The sequence below is a fragment of the Mycobacterium sp. genome, assembly GCF_002863225.1.
GTDB lineage: Bacteria > Actinomycetota > Actinomycetes > Mycobacteriales > Mycobacteriaceae > Mycobacterium.
In genome coordinates this window covers 1-9,448 of record NZ_PKEK01000072.1, presented here as the reverse complement: position 1 = coordinate 9,448, position 9,448 = coordinate 1, and the positions used below count along the sequence as shown (strand labels likewise).

The 9,448-nt window shown below is 67.2% G+C and carries 11 protein-coding genes; 1 reads left to right on the top strand and 10 read right to left on the bottom strand.

Going from position 1 to position 9,448, the window contains the following annotated elements:
• Positions 1–48: 48 nt before the first annotated feature.
• The 9 genes from CYU59_RS22445 to CYU59_RS22405 all read right to left on the bottom strand — a co-directional run bounded on the left by CYU59_RS22445 (position 49) and on the right by CYU59_RS22405 (position 8,002).
• On the bottom strand, positions 49–3,279 hold the full coding sequence (locus tag CYU59_RS22445; protein ID WP_293002857.1) for a hypothetical protein: 3,231 nt from the start codon (positions 3,277–3,279) through the stop codon (positions 49–51).
• A gap of 74 nt (positions 3,280–3,353) precedes the next feature.
• Positions 3,354–4,148 (bottom strand): hypothetical protein, encoded by a 795-nt coding sequence (locus CYU59_RS22440; RefSeq protein ID WP_293002855.1) that lies wholly within the window; start codon positions 4,146–4,148, stop codon positions 3,354–3,356.
• On the bottom strand, positions 4,145–4,657 hold the full coding sequence (locus CYU59_RS22435; RefSeq protein WP_293002853.1) for a hypothetical protein: 513 nt from the start codon (positions 4,655–4,657) through the stop codon (positions 4,145–4,147). The genes CYU59_RS22440 and CYU59_RS22435 overlap by 4 nt, the downstream gene beginning before the upstream one ends.
• A gap of 45 nt (positions 4,658–4,702) precedes the next feature.
• A complete protein-coding gene (locus CYU59_RS22430; protein ID WP_293002851.1) occupies positions 4,703–5,164 on the bottom strand; it encodes a hypothetical protein in 462 nt (153 codons plus the stop codon).
• 34 nt (positions 5,165–5,198) lie between these two features.
• On the bottom strand, positions 5,199–6,242 hold the full coding sequence (locus tag CYU59_RS22425) for an alpha/beta hydrolase (RefSeq protein WP_293002859.1): 1,044 nt from the start codon (positions 6,240–6,242) through the stop codon (positions 5,199–5,201).
• 42 nt (positions 6,243–6,284) lie between these two features.
• On the bottom strand, positions 6,285–6,761 hold the full coding sequence (locus CYU59_RS22420) for a nucleic acid-binding protein (RefSeq protein ID WP_293002849.1): 477 nt from the start codon (positions 6,759–6,761) through the stop codon (positions 6,285–6,287).
• Entirely contained in the window at positions 6,758–7,255 is a 498-nt protein-coding gene (locus tag CYU59_RS22415; protein ID WP_293002847.1) for a hypothetical protein, read from the bottom strand. The genes CYU59_RS22420 and CYU59_RS22415 overlap by 4 nt, the downstream gene beginning before the upstream one ends.
• On the bottom strand, positions 7,252–7,596 hold the full coding sequence (locus CYU59_RS22410) for a hypothetical protein (protein WP_293002845.1): 345 nt from the start codon (positions 7,594–7,596) through the stop codon (positions 7,252–7,254). The genes CYU59_RS22415 and CYU59_RS22410 overlap by 4 nt, the downstream gene beginning before the upstream one ends.
• Positions 7,589–8,002 (bottom strand): WhiB family transcriptional regulator, encoded by a 414-nt coding sequence (locus CYU59_RS22405; protein ID WP_293002843.1) that lies wholly within the window; start codon positions 8,000–8,002, stop codon positions 7,589–7,591. Before CYU59_RS22405 ends, CYU59_RS22410 begins: the two co-directional genes overlap by 8 nt.
• A gap of 305 nt (positions 8,003–8,307) precedes the next feature.
• Between CYU59_RS22405 and CYU59_RS22400 the strand changes: the two genes are divergently transcribed.
• Positions 8,308–8,940 carry a helix-turn-helix transcriptional regulator gene (locus CYU59_RS22400; RefSeq protein ID WP_293002841.1) on the top strand — a complete coding sequence of 211 codons (633 nt, stop codon included), beginning with the start codon at positions 8,308–8,310 and terminating at the stop codon, positions 8,938–8,940.
• On the opposite strand, the gene CYU59_RS22395 is transcribed toward CYU59_RS22400, so the two are convergent.
• Positions 8,937–9,448: C40 family peptidase (locus CYU59_RS22395; protein ID WP_293002839.1), on the bottom strand; the 512-nt coding region annotated here is incomplete at its 5' end. The two genes, CYU59_RS22400 and CYU59_RS22395, sit on opposite strands and share 4 nt — an antisense overlap.

Here is a 9,448-nt window from a genome sequence, read left to right as displayed (position 1 = left end):
CAATCCACCACCTACCGCAGACGTTACGAACATTGAATGCGAATTTGGTTAAGCAGACGGTACCTTCCCGACCACACATTTCGACGAACGACACGAACGGCAATAAGGTAGGTCGGTTAAGTCGATCATCAGGTAGTCGCAGCCTGATTCTTCGAACCGCAGGCCGGTGTCTTTGGTGTTGGCGGCCATCAGTTTTTCCAGTCGCGCTTTGGCGGCTTTGATCGACAGCTCGATGCGTTTTTTGCTGCGGTCGGCTTCGGCGGTTTCGAGTTGTCGGCGCAGGGTGTCGAGTTGTTCTTCGGTGTAGTCGACGCGGATGTCGGTGGAGACGTTGATCGCGGTGAACGCTGATTGCGGGATGACGACCAGATCCCAGTCGCTGGAGGCGGTTTGGGCGATGAAGCGGCGGCGGCCGTCGGCGGTGGTGGCCGAGGAGCCCAGGAGCACTTTGGCGGCGGGGTACCACTGTTTGGCTTCGCGGCCGACTTGTTCGGTGATGGAGTTGGGGACGACGAGCCAGGGTTGGCGCACCAGGCCAAGGCGGCGAAGTTCCATGGCTCCGGCGACCAGGCTGCCGGTTTTGCCGGCGCCGACCACATGGTCGAGCAGCACGGTGGGTTCGGCGATGATCCGGGCGACGGCGTTGCGTTGGTAGAAGTGCGGCGTGAAGTGGTCAGACATGCCGGGAAACCGCATGTGGGTGCCGTCGTAGGCGGGGGCGCGCAGGGAGTTGAATCGGCGGTTGTATTCGACGACGAGGGTGTCGCGGCGGGTGTCGTCGGTCCAGAGCCAGCGGCTGAATTCCTCGCTGATCTTGGTCATTTTGGCTTGCGCGGCGAAGGTGGCTTGGGGGTTGAGGTTTCCCTCGTCGTCGTTGACGAGGACGGCTTTGGAGTTGCAGGCGGCTTCGAGCAGCGAGATGGCGTCGCAGCCGCGCCGGTCGATCCCCCACTCGTCGGTCATGAGGCGGCTGTGGCGTTTGTAGTTGGGGATGTCGACGACCCAGCGTCCGGCGATGTGTTCGGCGGTGACTCCGGTTGTGCCGAAGGTGGTTTCGGCGAAGGCGGCGATCACATGTGCCGGGATCCAGGGTGCGCCGGGGCGGACTTTGATGTCTTCGGCTTCCCGCTGGTCGGGCAGGACTTGTTGTAGGGCATGGGCGTAGTCGTTGTAGATGGGGTTGGTGGCGGCGGCTTCGAGTGCGCGGGTGAGTTTGGTGCGGACGTTGCCGGATAGCGCGGTGACGGCGGGTACGAATTCGTCGGGGTCATCCAGGCTGGGATAGACCAGGCCGGCGATGAGGTCGCGGGCATCGGAGGCGGGAACTTCCAGCAGGGCGGCGATGACGTCGATGTCGACGCGCTGGGCGCGGTCGAGGCATATCGCCAGGGCTTCTTCAGGGGTGTCGGCGGTGGTGCGGTCGGGTCGCGCGCTGAGCAGGTCGGTGGAGAAAATGGGTGCTTTGCGGGCTTGGCCGGTGTCGTCGTCGAAGATTTCCAGCGCGGCAACCAGGGCCCAGCCGGGGTCGTGGCGCATGCCGCCGTCGAGGTGGCGGCGTTTTTTGTAGGGTGCGGGTGCTTCCCAGGCGTCGGTGTCCCATTGGGCGGCCAGCTCGTCGGGGATGGGCCCGGTGTAGGGGCGGCCGGGGTTGCCTTCGCTTGTGCGCCAGGCTGTTTCGGCGGAAGCGAGACGTTGGTCGTGGCGTTCTTGTGTGATGTTCGGGTAGACCCAGGTGAAGCGGTTCAGCGGGCCGTAGCGGCGGACGTAGTTGTCGTAGAGGGTGTTGAGGTGCCCGCGTAGCTGGTCGCGTTCGGCGGGTGGGCGCCCGTCGCGTTGGGAGGTGATGAGGCTTTCGGCGACGTCGCGCAGGCCGATGAGCTCGCGAGTTTCGGCGAGCAGTGTTTTGGGGGTTTTGTGGGGTTGCCAGTCGTGGCCGGCCCAGTAGTCGATGCCGCGGCTGGTCGGGTTGTAGCGCAGGGTGTAGAGCGGGGTGTCGTGGCCGCGGTCGGCGGCGGTGATCAGGCCGGGGTCGAACAGGTCGGCGGAGACGTCGGTGAGATCGGCGGTCGTGGCGGTCAAACCGAGTCCGCGCTGGATCGCGGAGTCGATCATCGGCGCGAGCCGCTCGCTGATTTGGGCGGCCAGCTCGGGGCCGGTGGCTCCGGCGATGAGCAGTTGTTGGGAGCCGTGCAGGCCGTGGCCGAGTTCAGGTGTGCCCAGGACGTTGTGGGGGTTGGCGGCGAAGTAGGAGTTGATGGTGATCGCGGCGGCGTCGCCGGTGTCGGGGTCGACGAGTTCGGCGGGTTCGGTGGCGATCCAGTCGGGCAGTTCGTCGGGGGGCTGGGTGTGGGGGTCGCGGCGGCGCAGCACGAGTAGGTCGGTGACGACTTCGGTGCCGGCGACGCGGGCAAACGCTTTGGAGGGCAATCGGATCGCGCCGATGAGGTCGGCTGTGGCGGCGATGTCGCGTCGGGCGGACTGTTTTACTGAGTCCATGGTGTAGCGGCTGGTCAGCACGGCCACGTAGCCGCCGGGCGCGGTGAGGGCGAGCGCTTTGATGATGAAGTGGTTGTGGATGGAGTGTCGTGCGGGGTTATGCGCGGGGTCGGTGACGGCGTAGCGGCCGAAGGGGACGTTGCCGATGGCTGCGGTGAAGCTGTTTTCGGGAACGCGGGTGGTTTCGAAGCCTTCGTGGCGGATCTGCGCTGAGGGGTAGAGCAGGGCGGCGATCGCGGCGGTGGTGGCGTCGGCCTCGACGCCGACCATCACGGCCTCGTCGGGGGCGTGGGAGATGAATGTTCCTGATCCGCAACCGGGTTCGAGCACCCGGCCGCCGGTCAACCCGGCCCGGCCTAGTGCATCCCAGACTGCGGCGGCGATGGCGGGATCGGTGTAGTGGGCGTTGAGGATGGATGCTTCGGCTTGGCGGTATTCGTCGCGGCCCAGCATCGCGGCCAGCTTGGCGCGGTCCTCGGCGAAATCGGCGGTGCGTGTGTCGAACACTTGGGGTACCGCGCCCCACCCGGACCAGGCGGCCAGCACTCGCTGCTCGGCCAGGGTGGCAGGACGCCGTGCGTCGCGCAGGGTGTTGAGCATCTCCAGGGCGGCGATGTTGGCGCGAGCGCGGGCTTTGGCGCCGGAGGGCACCAAGGTGTCGCGGCTGGCCGGGAAATCGGTGGGTGTAGCGAAATCCTCGGCCACGCTTGATGGTTCGGCGACGGGCTCAGCGGCGGCGGCGGGCTGTTCGGGGGCCCGCGCCGGCGGAGTGGGTGGGGGCAAGGGCGCCCCGCCGGGGTCGATGGTGCGCGGGTCGGTGGGCTGATCGACCTCGTCGAACAGTGAGGGTTGCTTGGTTACCGTTCGGGCAGGCCGTCGCTGCGCAGATCGGAATAGATCATCTGCGCCAGCTCTGCGGTCAGCGGGTCCTCCTGGTCGCTCGGCGCCGGAAGGCCGTCCTCGGCCCGGGCCGACAGTAGATACCCGGCTTTGATCCGAAACACCGCCGAGAACGCTGGTTTCGGCCACAACTGCTCGATTAGGTCCTCGATGTCCGGATTGGGAGCGCTGCGATACGCCGGGTTCGTCCACCGCTGATCCCAGGGCAGCTGACTGCGCTCGGGCGTCGGCTGATCCTCCCCCCACAAGCTGCTGGGCGGATCCTCCTCGTCCGGTATCTGCTCGTAGAGGTCCTCGCTGAGCACGATCTCCATGGCCTGGCTGCGGGCGGTGTTCACCAGGCCCACCTTGGTCAAGTAGTCGGGGGGCTGGCCGCGGCTGCGGGTCCACTCCCCCACTGCCTGCACTTCCAATTCCGCGGCCAGTTCGGCTACCCGATAGCTGATCTTGTCCGCCTCGTCCTGGATGAACGCTTGACGTTGCGCCGGGCTCCATTCGCTGGGCAGGGCCAACTGCTGCTGGTAGGCCTGCGTCACGATCTGCACGATCTCTGGGCTCGTCACTACCACCGTCCCCGCCGACGACGTCGAACAGACCCGGTTGTTGTGGATCTGGCCGTTTGTTCCGTGCCATATTGTGCGCTCCGATCGCATGGTGTCAGGGTCTGGGTAGCCGTGGTTGGCCATGAAGGTGCGCAGCCGCCGCACGGCGAGGCGTTGAATCGCCTCGGCGCGGGCTTGGCGCCGCGTCATGGCACCGCCCCGTGGCGGGCGCGAAGGCCGGGGACGTCGCAAGGGGTGTCTGTGACGGGTCTGGTGATGTCAGCTCCCCCCCGGGTCCAGTGCTCACACCACTGGCGAGCCCAGTGCATCGGCGCGGCGGCCGGCGGCGTGTCGGGTGGGCTGAACTGCCAATAGGCTCGGTATTCGGGCAGATCGGGTGGCGGAAGTTGCGCAGCGACCCACTCGGCGAGCGCGGCAGCCGACGTGGGCTCGGGAACCGCGACACCGCAGTTGAACAGCCAGCTGCGCGGTGCTGTGCGGGCGGCGGCCACGAGACGGGCGGGGCGGTCGATGATTTCCCAGCGGCCATCGGGGTAGCGCCACGCCTCGGTGCACACGATGTGAATCGCCACCCCGAACTCGGGTGGCTCCCCGTCTTCGCCAGCGGCACTGTAGCTGCGCGCGGCGTACCCCAGAGCGCGAAGGGTCGCTGCGACAATGTCCGCGTCCAAGCGCGGGTCACAACCGGTGGTGGGCATTGCTTCTTCGTCTCGGGGAATCGGAGTGGTGCGCAGTGGTTCCGATCATCGGACGGGTGGCAGACATCGCGGGCTGCCCGCAGACGCCAGCAGCGCAGCGTGTGGGTGGTAGTCGGACTCGGTGGCACACCATTGGTGCAGCAGCTCGCGCAGGGATTCACAAACGTCGGCGTGGGCGGGATCGTCGAGATAGCGCGGATCGGTGGCGACCGGTTCGAACCAGGCCAACTGTTCGGCCAGGTGATGCAGTGCGGCGCGTTCGTCGGCGGCCGCGACGCGCCGGCCGCTGGGACAGTGCCGCAGATCGAATTGGCTCACGCCGCCTCCGATCACCGCTGAGGTGTGGAGTTGGCCGGGGATGATGACCAGGGCCGCGCAGGCGGTCGACTCGGCCCACGTGGGTGCAGGCAACCCGGTCACGGCCGCGCTCCGCCCGGCGTGGTCCGGATTGCCAGCTGGGGTGTGGTCGGCGGGGCTGGCTTGGCCGGTGTCCGCGTTGGTTGCCATTGGTGCGGGTGTCCTCTCTGGATGTGGTTGAGGATCAGATCGCGGCGAAGCGCAGCACTGATGGTGTCGGAACGCTGTTGGGCAGCAATGGTTCTGGTGGGCGGCTGGCGGCGTGCCGGGGCTGTGTGGTGACCGCGGTGGTGATAGCGCGAAGGATGAGTTCGGGTGCCTGCTGGGGCAGCATGTGTCCGGCGTCGGCGACGGCGATGTGCTGCGCGCCGGGGATGGCGGCAGCGAGGTCGCGGCTGTGCGCGGCCGGGGTGAGCGGGTCGAGGCCGCCGCTGACGATGACGGTGCGAGCGCTGATCCGGGGAAGGGCCGCATAAACGTTGTAGGTGCGCAGCGCGGGCAGAAATCCCAGCGCGGTGCGCGGCGGCGTGGTGGTCAGCGCGTTCCAAGTCAGCGAGGCCAAGGTGGTGGCTGCGAGGTGCTCACCGAGGTGAGACAGCAATCCGCACATCGGTTTGGCGAGGGTGCGCAGGAGACTGTCGGGAGCCTTAGTGGCGCGCTTCAACAGAGTTACCGCACCCGGGGTGCCGAGCAGTCTCCCTAAACCGTGGTGGGTGAGTTTGCCTGCGGCCGTGGCGATCAGGACCAGGCCGGTGGGATCGACGGGTCGCTGGTCGGGGGGCTGGTCGAGGTAGGCGAGGGCGGTCATACCTCCCATCGAATGGCCAACCAGTGTGAGCTGGCCGTGGACATGCAGAGTGCGAAGCACATTTGACAGGTCGCCGGCCAGACGCGCAATGGTGTAGCTGCGCGCAGGTGCGGCACCGGAGTCACCGTGGCCACGATGGTCGTAGGCGATGATCCGCAATGCGGGCCCGTAGCGGCGGGTGAGCCAGCTGATGTGTTGGGTCCAGCTGGTGGAGTTCAGGCACAGACCGTGCAGGAACACCAAGGTGTGCGCAGCGGTCGGGTCACCGTAGTCGGTGCAGGCCAGGCGTGCTCCATCGTCGGTGAGCACCGTCCGCCGGCGCGGCTGCGAGCCAGCCATACGGCCCGCAGCGATGGCCGGCGTGGACGCCCGAACATGCTGTGGCGCGCAGAGATTGGTGAGGCTGCGGGATGGAGCCATCACAGCTGTCACTGTCGGCCTCCTGGTGATCGACGGGTGGGCTTATGGGGTCGCGGCGAGCTGCGGGGTGTCGGCGGCGGAGGAGGGATCGTCGCTGGCCTGCAAGTGGATGCGCCAGTGCGTCAGGCGGCCGGCCAGGCGGAGGTTATGGCCGTACTTGCCCAGGGCGCGGGGGTAGTCGCCAGCAGCGACACAGACATGGATTTCGTGCTGGTCGGGGTCGGTGATGTGCGCGGCAGCTAAGGGCAGCCCGAGCGCGCTGGTGACGAAGGTGGCGGGGTCGGGGTCGTAGGCCACGATGCTGACTCGTTCGCCGTTGAGGCGCTTTTCGACGTCGGAGATCCGCAGCCCGCCCCATCCGATGCAGGCGCCCACGGGGTTGACGCCGGGAACGCGGGCTCGCACCGCGACTTTGGCGCGGTGGCCGGGATCGCGTGCGACGGCGACGATTTCGATGAGGTCGTCGGCGAGTTCGGGGATGCGATCGTGCAGGGCGGAGCGCAGTGGGCAGGTCGTCATGGCCGGTCCCTTCGGGTCGGTGGTGTAGCGGGGCTGGGGGTGCTGTAGTTCTGCCAGGGCACGAACCGCCGTCCGCCGGACCCGGTGGGGCACCAGAAACCCCACTGGCGGCGTCGCGGCCCGGTGATGACGAGGCTCCAGCAGGGGCGCGGGGTGCCGCGGCCGTTAGTGAACAGGCGGATGCGGTGGCGGTGCTCGGCGCGTCGCAGCGCCAGGCTGCCGGGCGTGCGCACTGTCGCGTCGGTGTCGGTGACTTCGAGATAGCGTCCCGTGATCAGCAGCGACACAAAATCCCAGGGGTGGTCGTGCAGGGCGCCGGGCTCGTCGGAGCGGCAGAAGTGGTGCAGGTAGACGTTGAGGTGCCGGTTTGGCGGGATCAGGTGCCAGCGTCGCAGGTAGGGCGTGTCGAGGTCGCCGATGACCTCGTGGGGTTGGCCGCTCAGGAACGCCGGCAACCACCGCGCGTGTAGGCGGGTGCTGATGGTGGCGCTCACGGTCGGATCCATCGCGCGTAGGCGCGCCCGGCGTCGTGGCTGGGGCTGCTGAATGCCGCTTCTAGGGCGGCGATTTCGTGGTCGGCGTCGGTCGGTGAGGCTTTCCAATGCTGGGCGCGGCCCTCGGAGTCGACGCGGGTGACCAGTCCTCCGCGCTCCAGGGCGCACAGCGCCCGGTAAATCTGCTCGCGCAGCGGTGCGAATCGTAGACGGCTGCCGCGCACGGGGACATCGGGGGCGTTGGCGAGCAAGTGGGTGGTGCTCAGCGGACGAGGAGCGCTGCGTAGTTGGGCGAGCAGATCGTCGCGTAGCAGCGCGGTGGCCAGGGCGGGGTTAGGCACTGGCCTTCTCCGTCACGGGCGCGGGCTCGGCGGCGGGGGTAGGACGTGGTGCCCGTGAGCGGCGTTCGCGCTCGGTGGCCGCGAAGTGCACGGCCTGGCGGATGCGAAGCGATCGCTGGCGCAGTTCGGCCGGCTGGTGCTTGTAACGCGTGATGACGTCGCGCAGGCGTGTGCGGGCTGCCTCGAGCCCTTCCGCGTCGCTGATGCCGGGTAGATACACGCTGGCCCAGATGCCGTTGGTGGCGTCGCGGTCGAGGGCGCGTTGTGCGCAGGTCGCAATGATGGGGCAGTTGGCGCAGATCGCTTTGGCTTCGCGCTGGATGCGCGGTGATCTGCTGAACCAATTGTCGACGTCTTCGTATTGGCATAGGCCGGTGTCGGCTCGTAACGGTCGAACGGTGCTCACTCCCGCTCCCCCAATCCTGTCTAAGACTGTGCGTGGTTCTGCGTTTCCTAACCACTAAACATGGTTATAGCTGATTATCACGCTCAAGGCAACGTGGGTGCGGACAAAAGTTTCCCCAGTTCCAATAACCGCAGGCTGCGGAACTTTCGGCGGCGAGTCTGGGCGAGTCAAGAGCTGCCGCGCACCGGGAAACGTGAGCGATTCCTGCCTTTGCTGCTCTTGCAGCGATTGACTCTTGGGTACTGGTTGTGTTCAACCGCGCAAAGGTGTGGTCAACTTTTATAGTTGACTTGCAGGTGAAAGGCGTGTCGTCGGGCGACGACCGGGCAGAGGTGAAGGACGCGGTGAGACCCCAAACCCCGAAAGATTGGGATGACTTGGAGCGGGTGGGCCGTGCCGTGGCCGCCCGGCGAGTCGAACTCGGCTTCGACACCCAAGCTGAGCTGGCCTCGGCCGCGGGGGTGGCTTTGAACACTGCGGCGCTGCTGGAGCGGGGTAAGACCTGGCCTCAGCGCGCCAACCGCACCAAGCTCGAAGACGCTCTCCAATGGCAGCACGGAACTCTTGAGGCGGTGCGCACCGGCAGCGACGTGCCCAGGGAGACCACGGTGGCGGCACCGCCTCGGCCCGCGCCGGTAGCGCCAGTCGGCGGTGCGGCGCGCACCGATTTGCAAGCGTTGACTATCGCAAAGGCGGTCGCGGCGATCGCGGCGACGTGTGCCGACGTTTTGCTGCGTGAGCGCAGCGAGAAGGCCCGTGCGACGCTGCGACAGCTCGATGATCTACTGCTGCAACTGGAATCGCTGATCACGGCGAGCTTGCCGCACTTGGTGGGGTCCTCGTGGAGCGAAACGATGTCTGCTGCCGCGCAGCTTCACGAATACCGTGAGGTGATCCGCGACGCAGCCCAACAGGCGCACCAACAGCGGGTCGGTTAGGCGGTTGGGCGGCGCGCTTGGTACGAGGCGGGCATCGGCGAGATCTTCACCGGCACACCGGACTGCTGGGCTTCGACGACTTGCGTAGGGCTGATGGCGAGCATGACGTGGCCGGGCTCGGGGAAGATTAGGTCGCCAGCTTCGACGTGACCGTGCGGCACGGCTGGCCCGTTATGTATCTGGGTAAAGGTGTCGGGCCCGAGTGTGATTCCGGCTTGCGCGTAGGCCCAATGCGTGAGCCCCGAGCAGTCGAATTGGTTGGGGCCCTTAGCGCCCCACACGTAGGGTTTTCCGAGCTTGGTGAGCGCTTCTTTGACGGCGATTTGAGCGAGGGGGCTGCCGCCGGAGATGGCTGCGTCGTGGGCATCGAGCATCGCGTTGGGGTCGTGGTGGTGGTCGCGGCCCAGGCCGGTGAGGCTGCTGAGGGAGTCGAGGCCGGGGATCGACATTCCTGAGCCCAATCCCCCACCGCCACCACCGAGACCCATCGGCATGCCGCCGCCCATCC